At 34.5% G+C, this 20,532-nt stretch carries 19 protein-coding genes; 6 read left to right on the plus strand and 13 right to left on the minus strand.

Features of this window, described 5'->3' with window-relative positions; translation table 11 throughout:
* Positions 1 to 43: 43 nt before the first annotated feature.
* From ACFO7M_RS01560 to ACFO7M_RS01570, 3 genes are all read left to right on the plus strand, one after another.
* Complete coding sequence (locus tag ACFO7M_RS01560) at positions 44 to 2,263, plus strand: M20/M25/M40 family metallo-hydrolase (RefSeq protein WP_379713084.1); 2,220 nt, start codon at positions 44 to 46, stop codon at positions 2,261 to 2,263.
* Positions 2,264 to 2,425: 162 nt separating this feature from the next.
* Entirely contained in the window at positions 2,426 to 2,929 is a 504-nt protein-coding gene (locus ACFO7M_RS01565) for a hypothetical protein (RefSeq protein ID WP_379713082.1), read from the plus strand.
* A 27-nt stretch (positions 2,930 to 2,956) separates the two neighbouring features.
* Positions 2,957 to 3,250: a hypothetical protein gene (locus tag ACFO7M_RS01570; protein ID WP_379713080.1), complete on the plus strand. Its 294-nt coding sequence runs from the start codon at positions 2,957 to 2,959 to the stop codon at positions 3,248 to 3,250.
* Between the two features lie 7 nt (positions 3,251 to 3,257).
* Here the strand turns inward: ACFO7M_RS01570 and ACFO7M_RS01575 are convergent, their stop codons facing one another.
* Both ACFO7M_RS01575 and ACFO7M_RS01580 read right to left on the minus strand, forming a co-directional pair.
* A complete protein-coding gene (locus ACFO7M_RS01575; RefSeq protein WP_379713078.1) occupies positions 3,258 to 4,127 on the minus strand; it encodes a glycerophosphodiester phosphodiesterase in 870 nt (289 codons plus the stop codon).
* The gene (locus tag ACFO7M_RS01580) at positions 4,127 to 5,254 is read right to left on the minus strand and encodes a cysteine desulfurase family protein (protein ID WP_379713076.1); all 1,128 of its coding nucleotides are present in this window, start codon (positions 5,252 to 5,254) and stop codon (positions 4,127 to 4,129) included. Before ACFO7M_RS01580 ends, ACFO7M_RS01575 begins: the two co-directional genes overlap by 1 nt.
* Before the next feature lie 48 nt (positions 5,255 to 5,302).
* Between ACFO7M_RS01580 and ACFO7M_RS01585 the strand changes: the two genes are divergently transcribed.
* Complete coding sequence (locus ACFO7M_RS01585) at positions 5,303 to 5,797, plus strand: metallophosphoesterase family protein (protein WP_379733668.1); 495 nt, start codon at positions 5,303 to 5,305, stop codon at positions 5,795 to 5,797.
* Here the strand turns inward: ACFO7M_RS01585 and ACFO7M_RS01590 are convergent, their stop codons facing one another.
* The 4 genes from ACFO7M_RS01590 to ACFO7M_RS01605 form a co-directional block, all read right to left on the minus strand.
* On the minus strand, positions 5,798 to 7,360 hold the full coding sequence (locus ACFO7M_RS01590; RefSeq protein ID WP_379713072.1) for a sensor histidine kinase: 1,563 nt from the start codon (positions 7,358 to 7,360) through the stop codon (positions 5,798 to 5,800).
* A gap of 195 nt (positions 7,361 to 7,555) precedes the next feature.
* Positions 7,556 to 7,843, minus strand: a complete 288-nt coding sequence (locus tag ACFO7M_RS01595) for a hypothetical protein (RefSeq protein ID WP_379713070.1) — start codon at positions 7,841 to 7,843, stop codon at positions 7,556 to 7,558.
* 13 nt (positions 7,844 to 7,856) lie between these two features.
* Positions 7,857 to 8,522, minus strand: coding sequence for a response regulator (locus tag ACFO7M_RS01600; RefSeq protein WP_379713068.1), 666 nt, complete (start codon positions 8,520 to 8,522; stop codon positions 7,857 to 7,859).
* Between the two features lie 191 nt (positions 8,523 to 8,713).
* Positions 8,714 to 9,130 (minus strand): DUF4293 domain-containing protein, encoded by a 417-nt coding sequence (locus ACFO7M_RS01605; protein WP_379713066.1) that lies wholly within the window; start codon positions 9,128 to 9,130, stop codon positions 8,714 to 8,716.
* Between the two features lie 171 nt (positions 9,131 to 9,301).
* On the opposite strand from ACFO7M_RS01605, the gene rho reads away from it, so the two are divergent.
* A complete protein-coding gene (gene rho / locus ACFO7M_RS01610) occupies positions 9,302 to 10,999 on the plus strand; it encodes a transcription termination factor Rho (protein WP_379713064.1) in 1,698 nt (565 codons plus the stop codon).
* A 41-nt stretch (positions 11,000 to 11,040) separates the two neighbouring features.
* Here rho and ACFO7M_RS01615 read toward each other — a convergent pair whose 3' ends face one another.
* The 7 genes from ACFO7M_RS01615 to ACFO7M_RS01645 all read right to left on the minus strand — a co-directional run bounded on the left by ACFO7M_RS01615 (position 11,041) and on the right by ACFO7M_RS01645 (position 18,905).
* Entirely contained in the window at positions 11,041 to 12,468 is a 1,428-nt protein-coding gene (locus ACFO7M_RS01615; RefSeq protein WP_379713062.1) for a glycosyltransferase family 2 protein, read from the minus strand.
* Positions 12,465 to 13,295 (minus strand): hypothetical protein, encoded by an 831-nt coding sequence (locus ACFO7M_RS01620; RefSeq protein ID WP_379713060.1) that lies wholly within the window; start codon positions 13,293 to 13,295, stop codon positions 12,465 to 12,467. The genes ACFO7M_RS01615 and ACFO7M_RS01620 overlap by 4 nt, the downstream gene beginning before the upstream one ends.
* Positions 13,296 to 13,305: 10 nt before the next feature.
* The gene (locus tag ACFO7M_RS01625; RefSeq protein WP_379713058.1) at positions 13,306 to 14,529 is read right to left on the minus strand and encodes a YaiO family outer membrane beta-barrel protein; all 1,224 of its coding nucleotides are present in this window, start codon (positions 14,527 to 14,529) and stop codon (positions 13,306 to 13,308) included.
* Positions 14,529 to 14,894: a response regulator transcription factor gene (locus ACFO7M_RS01630; RefSeq protein WP_379713056.1), complete on the minus strand. Its 366-nt coding sequence runs from the start codon at positions 14,892 to 14,894 to the stop codon at positions 14,529 to 14,531. The genes ACFO7M_RS01625 and ACFO7M_RS01630 overlap by 1 nt, the downstream gene beginning before the upstream one ends.
* A 6-nt stretch (positions 14,895 to 14,900) precedes the next feature.
* Positions 14,901 to 17,339 (minus strand): ATP-binding protein, encoded by a 2,439-nt coding sequence (locus ACFO7M_RS01635; RefSeq protein WP_379713054.1) that lies wholly within the window; start codon positions 17,337 to 17,339, stop codon positions 14,901 to 14,903.
* 122 nt (positions 17,340 to 17,461) lie between these two features.
* The gene (yaaA, locus tag ACFO7M_RS01640) at positions 17,462 to 18,220 is read right to left on the minus strand and encodes a peroxide stress protein YaaA (protein ID WP_379713052.1); all 759 of its coding nucleotides are present in this window, start codon (positions 18,218 to 18,220) and stop codon (positions 17,462 to 17,464) included.
* A 127-nt stretch (positions 18,221 to 18,347) separates the two neighbouring features.
* Complete coding sequence (locus tag ACFO7M_RS01645) at positions 18,348 to 18,905, minus strand: fasciclin domain-containing protein (RefSeq protein ID WP_379733670.1); 558 nt, start codon at positions 18,903 to 18,905, stop codon at positions 18,348 to 18,350.
* A 337-nt stretch (positions 18,906 to 19,242) separates the two neighbouring features.
* Here ACFO7M_RS01645 and ACFO7M_RS01650 point away from each other — a divergent pair.
* Positions 19,243 to 20,532 (plus strand): hypothetical protein (locus ACFO7M_RS01650; RefSeq protein WP_379733672.1); only part of this gene is annotated, 1,290 nt, incomplete at its 3' end.

A 20,532-nucleotide genomic window follows, 5' to 3' on the forward strand; every position in this document is an offset into this window, starting at 1 on the left:
AATCGGTTCCTTTTAGTACATTTGAGAGATAAACACTACAAGAATGACGACAACTAAAATTGTAACGACTTTGTTTATGCTTTCTGCGATTTCGGGTTTCGCTCAGGAAAAGCATCTTAAGAATGTAAAAAAACTCACTTTCGGTGGCGATAATGCCGAAGCGTATTTCAGCCCTGATGGTAAAAAACTTACACTTCAAGTCACTAATCCGGAAATAGGTGCACAATGTGACCAGATTTTTACGCTTGATTTATCTCAAACCTCAATCGATTCGAAAAGTCTTCAATTGGTTTCTACCGGAAAGGGACGCACAACCTGCTCGTATTTTATGCCTGACGGTAAGCACGTTCTATACGCTTCGACTCATAAAAGTAACGAAGCTTGTCCTGCTCCTCCAAAGCCTAAAGATGGTAAATACCTGTGGGCCATTTATCCCGAATTTGAAATTTATATGGCCGACCTGAAAGGGAATATCGTCAAACAGTTAACAGATTCTCCTGGCTATGATGCCGAAGCTGTGGTGTCACCCGATGGTAAAAAGATTGCGTTCACCAGTATCCGTTCCGGGGATCTGGAAATATATACAATGGATATCGATGGCTCAAATGTGAAGCAGGTGACTAGCGGATTGGGATACGATGGTGGTTGCTTTTTCTCACATGACAGCAAGAAGCTGGTATTCCGTTCTTCTCGTCCCAAAACGGAAGCAGAAATAAAAGAGTACAAAGATTTACTGGCTGAAAATTTGGTAATGCCGACGAGTATGGAAATTTATACATGTAATGTAGATGGTTCCGATTTGAAACAAATTACATATTTGGGAAAGGCCAATTGGGCACCTTTTTTCCATCCTTCTGATAAAAAAATTATTTTCTCGTCAAATCACCATGCAACTAAAGGCTACGATTTCCAATTGTATATGATTAACACTGATGGTACTGGATTGAAGCAAATTACCTATCAAAGTGAATTCAATGCGTTCCCAATGTTCTCACCTGATGGAAAGAAACTGGTTTTCTCGAGTAATCGGGAGCAAAGTAAACCACGCGAAACGAATGTTTTTATTGCCGATTGGGTGGATATCGATGAAAACGAATATGCCAATCCTCAAAACCTCAAAAAACACATTTCTTACTTGGCTTCTGATGCCATGAAGGGAAGACTGACAGGATCTAAGGAAGAAAAACTGTCAGCTGATTATATTGTTTCTGAATTCAAAAAACTAAAACTTAAGCCTTACAATAAGCAATTCCTACAGTCTTTTAATTATTCAGTTCGCCTGAATCCGCATGACACGATTTCAAAAGGGAAGGCTAATTCAGGTAACAATGTGATTGGCTATTTGGATAATGGTGCGGCAAAAACAATTGTGATTGGTGCGCATTATGATCATTTGGGATTGAACGAACATTTGCATTCCACTAAAATGAATTCGGAAGGTGAAATCCACAATGGTGCCGATGATAATGCTTCTGGAGTAGCGGGTGTATTGGAGTTAGCCAGAATGTTGTCGCAAAATAAAACAAAGGAAAAAGCAAATTTTATCTTTGCTTTATTCTCAGGTGAAGAAGATGGTTTGATTGGTTCTAAAGAAATGGCTTCAACCATTAAAACACTTTATCCAAATGTAATGGCAATGATCAATATGGACATGATTGGTCGTCTCGATGATAAAAAAACATTGATAGTTGGCGGTGTAGGAACTAGTCCTTCTTTCCCTGAAATTATTGAAAGAAATAAACCGGCAGGGTTTGGTATTACTCAGGAATTGAGCGGAGTAGGGCCGTCTGACCATACTTCTTTTTATTTGAAAGATATTCCGGTATTGTTCTTCTTTACTGGTACGCACACCGATTATCACAAACCAAGTGATGACGAAGGAAAAATTAATTATTACGGAGTGGAAAATATCGTGAATTATATTTTCCGAACGGTTAATGCAATAGCTGATGCAGAGAAACTGGAATTTACCAAAACGAAAATCACTTCCGAAAAGAAAGCGCCTAAATACAAAGTGACTTTAGGTATTATGCCAGACTACACAGATCATGGTGATGGTTTGCATGTTGATGGTGTTACTGAAGGACGTCCTGCCCAAATTGCTGGAATCTTGGAAGGCGACATTATTACTAAGATCGGAGATTGTCAAATAAAAGAGGTCTATAGCTATATGGATTGTTTGGCCAAATTGAATTCTGGTGATGAAAGGGAAGTGACAATTCTGCGAAAGGGAGAGGAAATAAAGGTAAAAGTTATTTTTTAAGTTTATAAATTGATAGTAAATCCGCTTTAAACAAAGCGGATTTTTTTTATTTCTGTTTAGTAGTCTTTTTCTTTTAAAAAGCTTTAAATTTATCTAAGATTCTGATTTTTAATTGTTAATGCATTTTAAATTGTAAAGATGAAACTCCAAAAGCTACTTTTTATGCTCGTGTTATTCTGTTTTTATAACTGTAAAAGCAAAGAAGAGCAACAAGCCGAAGTCTTAAATTTTATAACCGAAGTTAATTTATTGGTGGATAAAATTGAAGCTACCAAAGAAAAAATGCAACGCATTGAAATTTTATCAAAAGATTTGAATAGTGACCAAATAAAGGAAAAATGGTCTAAAATCCATTTTTATTTGGAAAAAGGAAAGGTTTGCCGAATTAAAACATATCCACATGAAGAAAATTCAAAGCAAACGGATGAGTTTTATTTTGATAACGATCAGCTTGTTTTTGCCATATTACAAGATAACGGAGATCAAGACACAAGTAAGCAGGAACTGAATTTTGGGAGAATGTATTATTTTAAAGATGATGAATTGGTCAAAGAAGTTATTCATTCAGAAAAAAAGGATAATGAATTAAAAAGTGCTGAAAGTAAAAGATTATTAGAGGAAGCAAATGAATATTTGGAACTATTAAAAAAACAACGAATAGTTTAATTTCTAAGACAAAGTCATAGAAGTATTGTGAAGCCAATAGTAACGCTTGTGGAGCCATCAGTAACTCTTTTGAAGCCAATAGTAACGCTTGTGGAGCCTATAGCAACGCTTGTGGAGTCAATAGTAGCGCTTGTGGAGCCATCAGTAACGCTTGTGGAGCCTATAGCAACGCTTGTGGAGTCAATAGTAGCGCTTGTGGAGCCATCAGTAACGCTTGTGGAGCCAATAGTAGCGCTTGTGGAGCCTATAGCAACTCTTGTGGAGCCAACAGTAACTCTTGTGGAATCAATAGTAACTCTTGTAGAGCCTCTAAATTATTGATAATTACCTAATGCAGTTCAAAATATCGGTTGGGATAATCCGAAATAATTCCGTCAACCTTCATTTTGATGATTTGCTGCATGTCTTTCTTGTCGTTAACAGTCCACGGAATTACTTTGATGTTTTGTTGGTGAAGTTGATTTACTTTCTTCTTATTAAGAAGTTTATAGTACGGACTGTAAACATCTGGTTTAAAGCCTAACAGTTTTAAGTTTTCATCAATACTGGATTCATTTTCAACCAATAAAACAGTTCTGAATTCAGGATAGGTTGTATGTAAATGTTGTAATGTTCTCACATCAAAAGATTGGATGTAAACCCTATCTTGAATGTTTTTTTCTTTAATCACCGCAATCATTAAATCTACAAATGCTGCTGGTTTAGGATGAAATAGCGCATCCGTTTCACTAGTTGTTTTGGTCTCAATGTTATAGTGTATTTTCTTGCCAGGATGTTTAATTTTTATGTAATATTCGACTGAATCAATTACTTCTGAAAGCAATGGTTTGTAAGTCTTAATTTTTTGTTGTTCTAAAAACCTCGGATGAACTTTGCTGCCACAATCGTATTGTTTAATTTGCTCATAATTCATTTGATACAAATTGTAACTTTTTTCATTTTTCTCTTCAATTTCCTTTCCGTTTAAATCCAATGCTATTTCATACGATAAAAAAGGTTCGTGCGACAACACTACTTGGTTGTCTTTTGAGATCACTACATCCATTTCTAGAGTGGTAACACCTAAGTCAATTGCTTTCAACATGGCTTGAATGGAATTTTCAGGAAGTAGTCCTCGACAACCGCGATGGCCTTGAATGTCAAAATCTTGTGCCAATGCCAAATAAGGAAGTAATACGAAAAGGTAAATGAATTTCATTATAATTTTTTTAATACGTCAATCAAATAATCAATGTCTTCGATGGTGTTGTAATGGGAAAGTGAAATGCGAATATTGGGTTTTCTCAATAATTCTTCAGGAAGAAAAGCTTCTAAAACATGAGAAGGTTTAACACTGCCAGATTGGCATGCGCTTCCTCGGGATACCGCAATTCCATTCATGTCCAATTGAAACAATAGCATGCTTATTTTACTTTCATCAAAGGGTAAAATGGCATTAATAACATTGTAGAATGTTTCTGAAGGATTTCCAGCAAAAGTGACTTCGGGAAATTCCAATTGCAGCTGTTGAATTAAGTAGTCTTTTAATTCTGAAACTGCACTTTTCTCAACGGGCATTGATTCGATGGCGATATCCAATGCTTTGGCCATGCCAACGATATTATGAACACTCTCGGTACCGGCACGAAGTCCTTTTTCCTGTTCTCCGCCCAATAAAATAGGGTGCAGAACAATTCCTTTTCGGATGTAAGCAAAACCAATGCCTTTCGGGCCATGAAATTTGTGTGCACTTGCCACTAGAAAATCGATGGGCAAACTAGTTAAATCTATTGGCGTTTTGCCTATAGATTGAACAGTATCGGTATGAAAATAGGCATTGGATTCTTTACAAAGCTGTCCAACTTTTTCCAAGTCCAATAGGGTACCAATTTCATTGTTGACATGCATTAAGCTTACCAATGTTTTTGTATTCTGGGATAATAATTCCTTTAAATGATTGTAGTCGATTGTTCCGTCTGACAAAATTGCAACGAAATCAACTTGAATACCGAATTGTTTTTCAAATACTTCAACAGTATGTAAAACAGCATGATGTTCTATTTTACTGGTAATGATTCGCTTTACACCTAAATCACGAATGGAGGACAAAAGAATAAAGTTATTGGCTTCTGTTCCGCAGGAGGTAAAGATGATTTCTTGTGCGTTACAGTTTAAGTTTTTGGCAATATTCTTTCGTGATAATTCAATTAGATTTTTAGAATTTCTTCCAAATGAATGAGATGATGACGGATTGCCGAAATTTTCGGTGAGCACTTTGGTCATTTCCGTAATGACTTCATGACGCAACTGAGTTGTTGAAGCGTTATCTAAATAGACGTTTTTCATAAGGTTCAAATTTAGCAATTTTATATCTTTGGAAACAAAATCTTCGAATTGAAAAAAATACTTCTATTATCCGATACGCACAGTCATATTGATGATGCTATACTGAAACATGTAAATTGGGCCGACGAAGTTTGGCATGCCGGTGATATTGGCAATTTGGCAGTTACTGATTCGATTAAAAAGCACAAACCATTACGTGCTGTTTATGGTAATATTGATGGGGCAGAGGCTCGACTGGAATTCCCTTTGCATAACCGTTTCTTGAGTGAAGGTGTTGATGTTTGGATAACACACATTGGAGGTTATCCCGGAAAATACAATCAGGAAATTAGAGATGAAATTAAAAAGAATCCACCTCAATTGTTTATCTGTGGCCATTCACATATTTTAAAAGTGCAATTTGACAAGTCACTTAATTTATTGCATATGAATCCCGGTGCAGCAGGTAAAAGTGGGTTTCATCAAGTACGAACGATGCTTCGATTTGTGATAGATGAAGATAAAATTAAGGATCTTGAAATTGTAGAATTAGGAAAAAAATAATTATTCCTGGACTTTTACAATGATGTTGGTTCCTTCTCCTTCTTTGGATTTGATCGTCATTGTACCATTCATGTTTTTAACACGTGCACGAATTTGGGTAAGTCCGAAACCTTCCGATTGTCTGATATTGTCTACATCAAATCCTTTTCCGTTATCGGTTATGGTGAATGTAAAATCATTTTCTTCTGATGCTAATGTAAGATAAGCTTCAGTTGCGCCACTATGTTTGATGATATTATTGATTAACTCGGAAACGATGTAATAGATTTTTATTTCAAAATCCGGATCAAACTTTTTGTCTTCTGAAATGGTAGATTTATAGTAGAAAGTTAATAGGGAATTGGAATTGTTCTCACATAAGTCTTTTAGTGCGAATTGTAAACCGAACTTGACCAATAAAGGAGGTATTAACTCGTGGGATAAATCCCTTACCTTATCGTGTGCTTGTTTCAGTAATGAACGTGTTTTTCTTAAATCCGATCGTTGTTCCGGTGTTAAAGAAGATTCGAATGCCGAAAGATGCAAACCAACTGAAGAGAGGGTTGCACTTACGTAATCATGTAATATTTGTGAAATTTTATTTCGCTCCTGATCTTGTCCGTCCAAAGTAGCACTAATGATATTATATTGAAGATTACTGTCGATATCTTTAATTCTGTTTTTTTGTTTTAACAGTAAGTTTTGGTAATAAAAATAAAAGATCACTCCAGATAACAATAGCAAGAACGCAAGTAATAAAGTAATCTTCTGGTTACGTTTCTGTTTCTCTAAAATGTTCTTTTCTTTTTCTTTAAATTCATTGGCCGCTTTATCGAGCTGGTATCTGGTTTCAATTTCTTGTGTAGCTTGTTCCACTTTTCCGTTGAGGATTAATTCCACAAAATCCAAATACCTATTAGTGTACTCCAAGGCATTTTTATAGTCGCCAATTTTTTCATAAGCATAGGAAATGTTCAAAAGGCATTGTGAAACATTTTTGTGGTCTTCGTTATTGGGATATAACTTCAATACTTCTTTGTAAATTTTAATGGTTTCCTGATAGTTTTTATCACCTTCCATTAAACAAAGCGCATAGTTGATTTTTCCAATAGCTATTTGTTGTTTGTTTTTGCTTGACTCAGCTATTTCAAGCGATTTACGACTGAAAAACTTGGCAAGTTGATATTCTTTTCTGCCAAAGTGGTATTTGAAAAAGTTGTTATTAACTTTAAAATGTTCCGATAAATCAGTTGATCCTTTACTGTAAAAAGCCACTTTGTCCAAATAGTATTTTGCACTATCCGACTCAATCATAGAGTGAAGTCTGTACAAGCCTTGATAGGCTTTAGAAAGCAAATCTTTCTTATTTACTTTTTCGGCAATGTTCCGGGCAAGATACAAGTGTTTTTTTGCCTTATTAAAGGCAAAAGTAGTCGTGTATAAGTTTCCTATTTTCCAATGGATGGATACTTGTTTGTCTTTCAGGTTTTGGGCTTCGGCAATTTCTCTGGATTCGTAAAGAATTTTTATGGCATTTTCATAATCACCGAACTCTTCATAGAGTAATGCCTGTTCCAATTTCATGTCGCAATATTTTTCAAACTGATTCGTTTTTAAATAACGTTCTGTTTGTTTTCGAACATAATTGATGGCCTTTACAGGTTTGTTTTTTTCCTTGTAATATATAATAGAGTCTATCTCGGGTTTCTCCTTTTGAAACCCGAAACAGAATGTATTTAAAAATAAAATTATGTAGATAGAATTTTTCAGAAGTAAGAATTAGTCAGTTACAATAGCTGAAGGTTTTTTGATAACTACACCTGATGCTTCATACTGTTCAAATTTGAAATCCAAACCATTACCTATCATGTTTACGATTTCACTTTGTTCGATGAAAGTGCTAGATGGTTGAGTTTCTTTAGGGTTTAATCTAATTTCAATGGTGTATTTTCCTCCAGACAAATCTAAATTGTAATTACAGTTGTCGGGAATGTTGAAAATGATTCTGAATTGTGAACTGTTTTCTTTTTCATAGGTGTAATCACCCAGCATTGTGTAAGTAGCCATGCAATTTTTGGTTTTAGTTAATATTAATTAGATTGTGTTTGGTTGCGAAAAGAACTAGTCCAACTGAACTTTTGACTTTTAATTTTTTCATTAAGTTCTTACGGTGTGTTTCAACTGTGTTCGGACTGATGTTTAATAATTCCCCAATATCTTTACCGCTTTTTTCCTCGCAAATATATCCTAATATTTCTAATTCACGTGTGGTAATATTAGAAATAACATCTTCTATTCTTAAGGATTCACGGTTATTGTTTTCGGTAAAAATATCAAATATTTTATCCTTTATATTGGCAGAAAAATATTGACTTCCTTGTGCTACCGTCATGATGGCATCCAAAATACTTTCACCGGCACTTTGTTTTGTTAGATAGCCACTAGCACCGAGTTTGATTACTTCTTTAATGAGTTTGGGATCATCATAGCTTGATAAAACAATTACTTTACAGGTAAATCCTTTTTCGTTGAACTCTCTTAGCACTTGAATACCATCTTTTTCCGGCATGTTGATATCCATTACTAAAATGTGTGCGTCGTTTTGAGCCACTCTTTCTACCAAACCATCACCGTTGAGAGAAAAGCCGACAACTTCAAAAATGGGGTTGGTTCTTAGAACCGCTAACAATCCGTCGATTAAAACTTGGTGATCATCAGCCAGGTGTATTTTGATTTTGGTATCCATAGTATGTTAAGTATGTTTTTCAAAAGTAAACGATTAATAGTTTACTTGAAATACTCTTAATTAATGATTTTTATATCACTAATTTTAGTGAGAAAACTAATTAAAATTAATGAAAAAAAACAAGGTAAAATAAAAAAGCTAACCAAATTTGGTTAGCTTTTTTTTCGCACTAATAAACTAAGATGATAGGTTTATCTTAATCGATCCACAGATTTTACGAGATCTTCGTCCTTTTTGATGGCTCTATTAGCTAAAGCTAACAGAAAGATAGATAGAACAGGCAAGAACATCCCAATACCCTTCTCCGAAACCGAAGTTTCTCCAGATACGCTTAGTGTACGATACACAAATAATCCTAGTAAAATTAAGTTCAATATCATATTCAGTCTGTTCATCACAAACTGTTGTTGTCTCTTTTTATAAGTCATTAAACTCATGATTGCTAAAGCGGCACTCAAGCCGAACAATACCGTATAGATTATGTTTGACATAAAAAATACTTTGGTTGCTTTAGCACCATTTTCAATCCATAAATAGAATACAAATGGTAGTACAGCACTTACCACAAATGCAAAAAACAAATAAACGCTTTGAATTCTTTGTAACATTTTTAAAAATTGAGAAGCAAAAATAGCGTATCTTTTTATAAAAAACTATTGTTTACTGAAATAAAATTCGTAATATTGCCCTAACAATCCGTAAGCACTTCATACTTCGGAACATAGAATTCAAAAAAACCTCATACAATTTATTCCCTTAATTAAATCTAACAACATTATATGTTTGATATTTCTGTTTTAAAAGAAATGAAGCTTTCTGAGCTACAGGAAATTGCGAAGATTGCCAAGATTAAAAGCTTTAAAACTCTTAAAAAAGAGGAGTTGGTATATCAAATTTTAGATTATCAGGCTGCTAATCCAGATAAAATCGCACCCGAAGCTACAGCTAAAGTTGAAAAAGAAATACCTTCCAAATCAAAAAGAGTCAGAATAACCAAAGAGGCTAAACAGGAAAATAAACCTACAGAAGCGAAACCTCCGGTTGAAAAAGTGACTGAACCTCAAGTTTCTCTTTTTGAAGAACCCAAAGCGGAACCAATTGAAAAGAAAGAGAAGGAGTTCAGAAACAACAAAAATCAAAAGAACAATCGTTTTCAAAAAAACAAACAGAAGACTACTGCAACAGAAAACGATACTCCAAAAGTAGAATTACCTGCTACTGAAACTGAACAAGAAACACCAGTTGTTCAAGTTGCAAAAGAAGAAACTCCTGCTTCAGAAGCAGAAACACCACAAGCTTCTAATAATCCTAAATTTAATAAACACAAAAAGACAACTAATTTCAGAGAACCCGATTATGAGTTCGAGGGAATTATTGAAAGTGAAGGCGTTTTGGAAATGATGCCTGATGGATATGGATTTTTGCGTTCATCAGATTATAACTATTTAGCATCTCCCGATGATATTTATTTGTCGACTTCACAAATCCGTTTGTTTGGTTTAAAAACAGGAGATACTGTAAAAGGAGTGGTTCGTCCTCCTAAAGAAGGAGAGAAGTATTTTCCATTAGTGAAGGTATTGAAAATTAACGGACACGATCCTCAAGTGGTTCGCGATAGAGTTTCTTTTGAGCATTTAACTCCAGTATTCCCAACAGAAAAATTCCGTTTGGCTGAAAAAGGGAGTTCAATTTCAACTCGTATCATTGACTTATTTTCCCCGATTGGTAAAGGACAGCGCGGTATGATTGTGGCGCAGCCTAAAACGGGTAAAACTATGTTATTGAAGGACATTGCCAATGCAATTGCAGCGAATCATCCAGAAGTTTATTTATTGGTTTTACTAATTGATGAGCGTCCTGAAGAGGTTACCGATATGCAACGTAGTGTGCGTGGAGAAGTAGTGGCTTCAACATTTGATAGAGAACCACAAGAACACGTGAAAATTGCCAATATTGTACTGGAAAAAGCAAAACGTTTGGTAGAATGTGGGCATGACGTAGTTATTTTATTGGATTCAATTACTCGTTTAGCACGTGCTTATAATACAGTACAACCAGCTTCAGGAAAAGTCTTGAGTGGTGGTGTAGATGCCAATGCATTGCAAAAACCAAAACGTTTCTTCGGTGCGGCGCGTAACGTTGAAGGTGGAGGTTCATTAAGTATTATAGCAACAGCATTAACCGAAACAGGTTCTAAAATGGACGAAGTTATCTTCGAAGAATTCAAAGGAACCGGTAATATGGAATTGCAATTGGATCGTAAGATTGCCAATCGACGTATTTTCCCTTCTGTGGATCTTACTTCATCTAGTACTCGTCGTGACGATTTATTATTGGATGAAAAGACAATTCAACGTATGTGGATTATGCGTAAATATTTGGCGGATATGAATCCAGTAGAAGCAATGGAATTTATCAATGATAGATTCAAGAAAACAAGAAATAATGAAGAGTTCCTCATTTCGATGAACGATTAAGTATAAAAATCCCGAAGAGTACCTTCGGGATTTTTTATGCTTTATTTTTTCTCAAAACCTTTTCGAGTCATTTCACCCCAACCTTTGTTTCCTTTAATTTTTTCCCAATTCCCTCTTATTGCAGCATAAACCGTGAATGGATGAAAAATGATGGCTTCTAGATGTGCAATAAAAATTAGTTTTCGTAAATCTTTGAATGTATTGTATTTTCTGAAAGTTGCTTCTTCGGTATAAATGGCTAACATGGAAAACATAACAGAAAATACATATACCATTAGAACCAATAAAAGAAAGAAATGCCATTTTAAGGCTCCAAGGCAAATGAATAGGATAGTAATTAGTAATCCAAAACATTCAATTATTGGAGCTAAATATTCGTATAAAAACCAATAGGGATAACTCAACAGACCAACGGTTTTGTATTTTGGATTTAAAAACATTTTGCGATGAATCCATAATGTTTCCATCGTACCTCTTGTCCATCGACTTCTTTGTTTTCTTAAAATTTCATAGCTTTCAGGTGCTTCGGTCCAACACAAAGGGTCGGGAATATACTGTACTGCATATTCCATTTTCCGATCCATCATATACCGTCTCATACGAATCACTAATTCCATGTCTTCTCCAACCGTTTTGGTGTTGTATCCTCCTGATTTCACAACAATCTCTCGATCAAACATTCCAAAAGCACCGCTAATTAATAGTAATCCGTCTAATTTTGCCCAAGCCATTCTTCCTAAAAGGAAAGCTCTTAAATATTCTAATACCTGAATGCGAGCCACCCAATTTTCGGGAGCATTGACTTTAATTAACTTACCGGATTTGATTACACAGGAATTGGCTATTCGTACTACACCACCAGTAGCAATAATCCTTTTCTCCGATTTTTCTAAAAAAGGTTTTGCTAATTTTAACAATACATCCTTATCCATAATACAATCGACATCGATACATACTACATAAGGATTTTTAGAAATATTAATCCCTGTATTAAGTGCATCAGCTTTACCACCATTATGTTTATCAACCACCACTAATTTGGAGTAGGAAGGATTTGTAGATTTATAGATCGCTTTGACTTCTTTAGTTGGTAGTATAGCTTCGTATTTCTGATCTACAGCTACTAATTCAAAGGCATGGATTAGAATTGGTATAGAATCATCTTTGCTACCATCATTGACTACAATCACATCAAAATTATTATAGTTGATAGAGAGTAACGATTTTACATTTTCTTCTATAGTTCTTCCTTCGTTATAGGCAGGAGCTAGTAAAGAAACTTTGGGTGTATCTGGTAAAGCCAAAAGTGCATTATAATTTACAAAGCGGTTTTTCTTATGATAGGCTTTTAAAGCATAGGCAGAAATAAGTGCCAATAGGATATAAGAAACCATTACCGAAATCGCAAAAAGCAAAATCAGATAATTAAAAATATGGATCGTGGTATCTAACCAATGGATTCCTGTCATAATGCTTCGTGTATAGTGTTTAACTGTGTGGTGATAGCACTTATTTTAGATTGAATAATTGAATTGGGATTTTTTTGAACCCAATGTTCCAATGCATTAGAATGTTGTACCAACTGGAAATACTGAATAATCCGTGCAGCCAATAAAACAATACTTTCATTTTTACTTGTAAGCAGTAATTCAATATTTTCCGGAGCTTTCATTTTATCACGTTTCACAACATATAAAATGTTACTCTGTGTCCAATCATCGATATAAATAGGGGAATCTTTCAACTTGATTAATTCATTCAATCCTTTCAAAAGAATCACACCAATGAATGCTTCTTTCTGTACAATTTTTTTGGAATGATCTAGTTTAGAATAAATACTTTGATACGCTTCCTGATAGTTTAAATTGGAGAGATCTCGTATTGCTTCCACTACTTTGGCCCAGTTTAAGGAATCCATTTTTTTTAAGGAATACTGAACCAAATTCGATTCAACATAAAACTCCTCCAGTTTTTGCTTCAATTCGCCGGTATAATTTCGGTGAAGCGAATTGATTGACTTTAAAGTCATTTTTTTTATTAACTTGGTTGGAATGATTACGTTTTTAAAAACATCGGATGCTTCTGTAACTGTTCTATTTTCTTCAAATAGTAATGTAAAAAAGAGTTGATCTATTTTTTTTTGGTACACCGCTTTCAATTCTGTTTTTTTGATTCTTTTATAACGATTGATATAAGTAAGAACAAAAAACAACAAAAATGTGACCGCAAACAAAGCGATTAGTGTGAGCAGTAGTTGAACTTGAAAGTCGTAATGTGAAAAATCGGTTGTGAACATTATCGATTCATTAAAAGCGTTTACTTAAATTGATTTGAAAAGAATATCTGTTGCGGTACTGATTTGGAATAAACTCTTCTCTTTCATACATAAAAATTGGTTGTATGAAATAATTTTTTTCTATTCTGAATTTACCATTTATTCCTAATCTGTAAGCATTTAAACGTTGAAAAGTTGCATTATTTAGAAAGAAATATGGTAGCGATCCGTATTGTAGATCAAATTGTAGGTAAGATTCTGTGGTTTCAAAATTGCGTCTGACGTTTAGTATACTCGATGACAACCAATCGGTATTCGTTTCTGCCAAATAGTGACGGTATTCTATTTTCCAATTTTTAGCATACAAGCCTAAATGTCCGGTAACCAATAAAGTTTTGTTGTCTTTATCGAAAAAGAAGTATCTGGAACCAATAGACGTACTTATTTTTTGGAAATCCTGAAAGAATTCGGCCCCAATTTTATACTGTGGGAAAATACCATTGTCTCCAGCAAATCCTGAATTTAAATACAAATAACTTTTGTTTTTTATTTTCAGATAAGCCTCAATTTCCGTTTGAAGTTCCTTATTGAAATTGGTTATTCCGTAATTAATTCTACCTATTAATGTATTTCGGCCAATTTTTCTTCCATATTCAATAGTTGAACTATGTAAGGCTGAATTAGAATCCTCAAAATCGGTAAACAAATGACCAACAGTGATTGTGTTTTTCTTTTTCTTTAGAATTTGTGTTTCTAAATAAGCAGCATCTTTTTTTAGTTTTGAATCCCCAGAAATTGTTGCTAATTCATCTAAAGCTTCACTATTTCTATCTTGTTTTTCTAGTGCTAAAGCTTCGTGTAAACTATAAAAATCACGATTGTTGGGAAATTTACTTTTGCTTTCTCTTGACTTTTGAATTACAGCATCATATTGTTCTAAAGCCAATGCAGTTTTAATCCATAAATCATTAGCTTCAATAGAATTGGGGTTTTCTTTTAAAAATAGATCCAATTCTTTTTGCGCCGTTACTGTATCACCGGACCAAAAATACAATTGACATAAGTAGAATTGATAATTACTATTTTTTGGAAACATTGCAATGTTTTTCTTGGTCGATGCAATTGCGTCTAAAAAATCTTGTTGAGTTGGTTTTGCAGTAATGCCATGCGGATCATCCTGTGACCATGAACTGGAAGAAATAAACAAACAAATTAGCAGTGGAGTAATGGACGTTAATAATTTACGAAATGACATCAGGAAGAAATTAGTTTTTCTATTCGTTTTAACAATACTTGAGGACTAAATGGTTTAGCAATAAATTCATCGGCACCCAAATCAAATACTTCCAATTCTGTGTTTTCAACTCCGGAAGATGTCAATACAATAATTGGTATTGCACTTTCAGGAATTTGTTTGCAGGCATGAATCACTTGTTTTCCTCCGGCAAAAGGTAAATTCAAATCCGTTATAATGATATCAATATCAGTAGAATTGTTTTTAATATAATCAATAGCATCAAGTCCGTTGTCAAATTCTTCAACATCAAATTCTTTCGATCTCAGAAAAAACGCCAATGATCTGCGTAACATATCTTCGTCTTCAATAATTACAATTTTCATATATTTTTAGTTCTTAATAAGTAGTTTATTTATCTCTAGGTTAATGGTGTTCAATTGATTTTTCAGTTGTTGAATATCCTTGTCAAGAGTATCCAAATCAGATCCGGTTTCAATTGTATCTAAAATGGAAACATCGGCTCCTATAACACTAAATGACGATTTCAATTTGTGTGCTGTTCTTTGAATGTGCTTTAAGTTGTTTTCGGATAAAAAAGTAAGCATCAGTTCAAGATTTTCACCGCTTTGTTTTTGAAATAAACGAAGCATTTCTTTTAAGAAATTAGTGTCATGCGCTGCTAATTCTTCAAGATATTCCAATGAAATAACAGATTCGGAACTTTGCGTTTCGATACTATCATTGGATTGATTTGGATTGGTTTTCCCGAAAGCCCATGAATCGATTTTTGCTAACAATTCCTCTTTTTTGAAAGGTTTGGAAATATAATCATTCATATCCAATGCCAAACATCGCTCTCTTTCTTTTATAGTTGAGTGAGCTGTGATGGCGATAATGGGCGTCTTTAGTTTTAATTCGTTTCTTAGTATTGCTGCTGTTTCGTAACCATCCAATTCAGGCATCTGAATATCCATTAGAATTACATCATACTCTTTTTCTTTGAGTAGTTTCAAACCTTCAATACCGTTATTGGCGATGTCCAATTGATGATTGGTATTCAAAAAAATCGCTTTCATCAAATTCTGATTCATTTCATTGTCTTCACACATCAAGACCCGGGCAATTTTTTGAGTATTCGTTGCTGTCGTTAGATGAGTCAAAGTTTTTTCTTTTGCAGTGGCACTTTCGGAAAATGGAAGGCTGAATGTAAATGTTGATCCTTTGCCCAAATTACTTTTTACAGCAATATGTCCACCTTGTTTTTCAACAAGAAGTTTACAGATGTTCAATCCGAGTCCGCTTCCACCAAATTGTCTCGAAGTATTTTCTTGTGCCTGTGAGAAGCGTTCAAATATCGAAAACAATTTATTCTCAGGTATACCAATACCGGTATCGGATACTTCAAATTGTAATAGAGTTGGTTCCTGCAGAAATACATTTAGATGAATGGTTCCTTCTAAAGTAAATTTGACAGCGTTACCCAGTAAGTTCAGCAAAATTTGAGTAAGTCGATTTCGGTCGCCAATGATATATTCGGGTACGCTGGTCGCAATCGATTTGGAGAATATTAAATTCTTTTGTTCTGCTTTGAGCATGAGAATAGAGAAGACATTCTCAATGGTTTCATACAGATTAAAAGAATTGGAATCTACCTGAAATATCCCCGCTTCAATTTTAGATAAATCCAAAATATCATTAATTAAAAACAATAAATTATCTCCGGATGTTTTAACCGATTTCAAGTAGTTCAGCTTTTTCTCATTGGTTTCCTCATCCAAAAGCAAATCGGTAAATCCTAGAACAGCATTAATAGGCGTTCGTATTTCATGACTAATATTGGCTATGAAATGGTCTTTTTGGATATTGAGCTCATCAGCTAATAATTTTGCCTTTTCCAAAGCCCGTTGCGCATTGATTTCCAAAGTAATATTTTGGGCAATTTTTGTAATCTTAACAACTTCGTTTTCAGTATTTAGAATAGGGCTATATGAAGCTTGAATCCAAATTTCATTGCCATTTTTATGTTTTCGTTTGAATCGTCCCGATTTAAAAACACCTGCATTTAATGAGTTCCAAAACAAATAATTGTTCTTTTCTTCTTCTGTATCATTTAAAAGTATTTTATGGTGTTGTCCTATTAACTCTTCTTTTGAATAGCCTATGATTTCTAAAAAACTATCATTTGCATATTCAATAATACCTTTTGGAGAAAATTCAATAATCGCATTTGATTTGTCAATGGCTTTGAAAAGTATGTTGTAAGCCGCTTCGGTAGTTTTGATTGTTTCTTGAGCTTCTTTTATTTTCTGCTCCAGAAGATTTTTTACTTCACTAATTAATTGGTTGTTCTTTTTCGAAATGTCCAATAAGTGCATTACCTGTTTGGCAATAATATCCAGCGCTTTTTTTTGTTCTTCTGAAAGTTTTTTTGAAACCCCGTCAAATGAACAAACAGTACCAATTGTGTGTCCTGTATCTGAAATCAATGGGACTCCGATATAAAATCGTACTCCGTTTTCGATATGTACGTGTGGATTATTAATCAATCGATCATCTTCGAGAGTATTAGAAATTTCAAGCATGCTGCCACTTGAAACAACATATTGACAAATGGTTTCTTCATACGGAACTTCGGTGTCGTTAGTTCCAATTTTGGCTTTATACCATTGTTTTTTATCGTCTATAAAAGAAATTATGGCAGCGGGTGTCTCACAAATGATTGATACCAATTTTGCTAAGCTGTCAAAACTATCTTCAACAGGTGTGTCCATTATATCGTAGGATAATAATGCCTTTAGTCTTTCTATGTCGTTTCTGGAATCACTCATTGTGATAGGCTGAAATTTTATTATTTGGGCGTGTCCCTTTGGGCCGGGCTGTTCGTTACAATCTTTTTTACTTCGGCTTCGCCTTCATAAAAAAGGATTTTCACTGCCATCCCTCACGCATACTATCTCGTAAAAACCAAAGTAGTTCCCTTGGACAAGTTGGCATCAAATGCATAGCCTTCATAGTTGAAGCCTTTCAATTCGTCTAAAGTTTCTACATTATGATCAATGATATATCGTACCATCATTCCTCTGGCTTTTTTAGCAAAAAAAGAGATCATTTTTAATTTACCGTCTTTATAATCTTTAAATTCAGGTGTAATTACCGGAACTTTCAATTTTTTCGCATCGAGTACACTAAAATATTCGTTACTCGCCAAATTGATAAACAATTCGTTTTTTTTCAATTCTTTGTTTATGGCAGTAGTTAGTGTTTCTTTCCAATACCCGTAAAGATTTTTTGATTCGCCAATTGCTAAAGAAGTTCCCATTTCCAATCGATAGGGTTGAATTAAATCCAAAGGCTTCAAGATACCGTACTGACCTGAAAGTATTCTGAGTTTGCTTTGTAATGTTTCTAATTTTTCTTCTGGAATAGAGTAGGAGTCCAATCCTTGGTATACATCTCCATTAAATGCAAAAACTGCCGGACGAGCATTTTCTGGGCTAAATGGAGTTTTGAATTTTTTATTGCGTTGCCAGTTTAATTCTCCCAAAGCTGGTGAAATATCCATCAGTTCCGACAAATCCTTGGGCTTCAAAGTTTTTAAAACCTTTACAATTTCTTTCGATTGTTTCAGGTAACTAGGTTTGGAGAATTTTTCAGTAGGAAGATTTTTTTCAAAGTCTAGCGATTTAGCTGGAGAAATAACAATTTTCATGAATGTTTTTTAAATGTTTTCGTTTCACAAATATAAAGATACCGGTATTTATAAATTCTATAATTACAATATGAAAAAAAAATCCCTAAATAGGGATTTTTTATGATGGGGACAAAAAAGTATGGGATTAGTTTGGTAATACAACCGTATCTACAACATGTATCACACCGTTCGATTGATAAACATTGGCAATAGTAACCATTGATTTACCACCTTTTTCATCTGTGATGACCAAGTTTTTACCTTCCATAGAACATATTAATTTACCACCTTGAACTGTGGTTAAATTAGCTTTTCCTTTGCCTTCTTTTATAGCTTTTGCAATTGCTTTACTATCCATAGAACCAGCTACCACATGGTATGTCAAAACGGCTTGTAATGTCGATTTGTTTTCAGGTTTTAATAAAGTTTCTACTGTACCTGCAGGTAATTTTTCAAAAGCGGCATTGTTAGGAGCAAAGACAGTAAAAGGCCCTTTACCAGACAATACTTCAACTAATTCTCCCGCTTTTACTGCAGCAACAAGTGTTGTATGGTCTTTAGAATTAACCGCATTTTCGATAATGTTTTTGGTCGGATACATTGGAGCTCCTCCTACGATTACATTTTTTTGAGCATTAGACGTTGTACTCATCATTAGGATAAATCCTAAAATAACCATTGATGCAAATTTTTGTGTTTTCATGTTTTGATTTTTTTTATTTAACTCATTTACGCCAAGAGGTTACTTTTGGTTTTTGATAATTACCGTTTTAACATTTATTTAAGAATTTGTAGTATATAAGATGTTTCTTATAATTGTTTTATGCAGTTATTTTTTATCGCTTCATCGAGTATTTTAAAAAAAGGATAAATACTACAAATCAAAATGGTAAATTAGTTGCTAAATGATTGATTTTCATTTTCTTTTGCTCTAAATGTAACGCCACTAATTGCATAGCGAGTATATCCATACATCTTAAATTCGGGTATTGTTTTCCAAAAACAAACAAATAAATTTTTATGAATTTAATAGATTTGTTATGGATGTAAACTTACCTCAAACCAGTCGCTTTTCGAGCTTTTTTTATTTTAGTATATTCTTATTTTCTTCTCTGATCTACGGACAGGCATCTGTTTTTACGGATAGAGATGATTACGTACCAGGACAATATGTTGTTGTAACTGGTTCAGGTTGGCTTCCTGGAGAAACTGTTCAGTTGCATTTTGATGAAACACCACAAGTGTGTACTGCAGACCATAATCGTTATACAATTGCTGATGAAAATGGAAACATTAATTATGCTCAGTTTTTGATCAATGAACGTCATTTGGGCGTCACATTCATATTGACTGCAACCGGTGAAACTTCAGGATTAACCGCTCAAACAATTTTTACGGATGGTAATGTCAGAATAAAAACCAGCGAAAGTACAGCAAGTCTGATTTGGAATGTTTTTTCAGGTGGATCATGTTCTGGATCATCAACTTCTTCAGGATCGGGAACTGCAACAACTTCAAATGGTTCTACTTTTACAAAACTAAATAATTCAACAAGTACTTCATTAAGAGTTGAAGCTGCGGCCACTGCTGCAAATGGTAGTGTTTTCAGTTCATGGAGCGGACCGGCCGGTGAGTTTACCGTAGATGCTTCTAATCCAAGAATAATCTGTATTCCATCTACAGCTAATAATGGGATACAAGATTTCACTATTAATTATATTTCATGTATTTCACCTTCTATAGGTACTCAACCTATAAATCAGGTTATAACCTACGGTTCGAATGCCAATTTTTCAATAGTTGCCAATGGAAGTGCTACACTTTCTTACCAGTGGCGTTTAAGTACAGATAACGGGCTTAATTATAACAATATTACAGGAGCTAATAGTTCGACTTTATCAATTAGTAACCCTTCTGTCTCAATGAGTGGTTATTTATATAGAGTAGTTGTTTCCAATAGTTGTGGTACTGTTACAAGTGCTACAGTTTCATTGACAGTCAACAAAGCCGATGCGAACATAACTGTGAATGGTTACACTGGTGTTTATGATGCTCAGGCGCATGGTGCTTCGGGCTCAGCAACGGGTGTAGGCGGAGTGGCTTTAACCGGATTGGATTTGGGAGCTTCGTTTACTGATGTTCCAGGAGGAACGGCACATTGGACGTTCTCGAATCCGAATTATGAAGACGAATCGGGCGATGTATCCATAATGATTAACAAAGCCGATGCGAACATAACTGTGAATGGTTATACTGGTATTTATGATGCTCAGGCGCATGGTGCTTCGGGCTCAGCAACGGGTGTAGGCGGAGTGGTTTTAACCGGATTG

Source organism: Flavobacterium sp. GCM10023249, from assembly GCF_042653365.1.
Classification (GTDB): Bacteria; Bacteroidota; Bacteroidia; order Flavobacteriales; family Flavobacteriaceae; genus Flavobacterium.

What these genes read in the sequence shown, in the direction of transcription:
- ACFO7M_RS01560 (WP_379713084.1), top strand. Translation starts at nt 44, where the DNA reads ATGACGACAACTAAAATTGTAACGACTTTGTTTATGCTTTCTGCGATT.
- ACFO7M_RS01630 (WP_379713056.1), bottom strand. Translation starts at nt 14,894, where the DNA reads ATGAAAATTGTAATTATTGAAGACGAAGATATGTTACGCAGATCATTG.
- ACFO7M_RS01565 (WP_379713082.1), top strand. Translation starts at nt 2,426, where the DNA reads ATGCTCGTGTTATTCTGTTTTTATAACTGTAAAAGCAAAGAAGAGCAA.
- ACFO7M_RS01575 (WP_379713078.1), bottom strand. Translation starts at nt 4,127, where the DNA reads ATGAAATTCATTTACCTTTTCGTATTACTTCCTTATTTGGCATTGGCA.
- ACFO7M_RS01615 (WP_379713062.1), bottom strand. Translation starts at nt 12,468, where the DNA reads ATGACAGGAATCCATTGGTTAGATACCACGATCCATATTTTTAATTAT.
- ACFO7M_RS01590 (WP_379713072.1), bottom strand. Translation starts at nt 7,360, where the DNA reads ATGAAATTGGAACAGGCATTACTCTATGAAGAGTTCGGTGATTATGAA.
- ACFO7M_RS01620 (WP_379713060.1), bottom strand. Translation starts at nt 13,295, where the DNA reads ATGTTCACAACCGATTTTTCACATTACGACTTTCAAGTTCAACTACTG.
- ACFO7M_RS01645 (WP_379733670.1), bottom strand. Translation starts at nt 18,905, where the DNA reads ATGAAAACACAAAAATTTGCATCAATGGTTATTTTAGGATTTATCCTA.
- ACFO7M_RS01625 (WP_379713058.1), bottom strand. Translation starts at nt 14,529, where the DNA reads ATGTCATTTCGTAAATTATTAACGTCCATTACTCCACTGCTAATTTGT.
- ACFO7M_RS01605 (WP_379713066.1), bottom strand. Translation starts at nt 9,130, where the DNA reads ATGTTACAAAGAATTCAAAGCGTTTATTTGTTTTTTGCATTTGTGGTA.
- yaaA (WP_379713052.1), bottom strand. Translation starts at nt 18,220, where the DNA reads ATGAAAATTGTTATTTCTCCAGCTAAATCGCTAGACTTTGAAAAAAAT.
- ACFO7M_RS01595 (WP_379713070.1), bottom strand. Translation starts at nt 7,843, where the DNA reads ATGGCTACTTACACAATGCTGGGTGATTACACCTATGAAAAAGAAAAC.
- rho (WP_379713064.1), top strand. Translation starts at nt 9,302, where the DNA reads ATGTTTGATATTTCTGTTTTAAAAGAAATGAAGCTTTCTGAGCTACAG.
- ACFO7M_RS01635 (WP_379713054.1), bottom strand. Translation starts at nt 17,339, where the DNA reads ATGAGTGATTCCAGAAACGACATAGAAAGACTAAAGGCATTATTATCC.
- ACFO7M_RS01600 (WP_379713068.1), bottom strand. Translation starts at nt 8,522, where the DNA reads ATGGATACCAAAATCAAAATACACCTGGCTGATGATCACCAAGTTTTA.
- ACFO7M_RS01580 (WP_379713076.1), bottom strand. Translation starts at nt 5,254, where the DNA reads ATGAAAAACGTCTATTTAGATAACGCTTCAACAACTCAGTTGCGTCAT.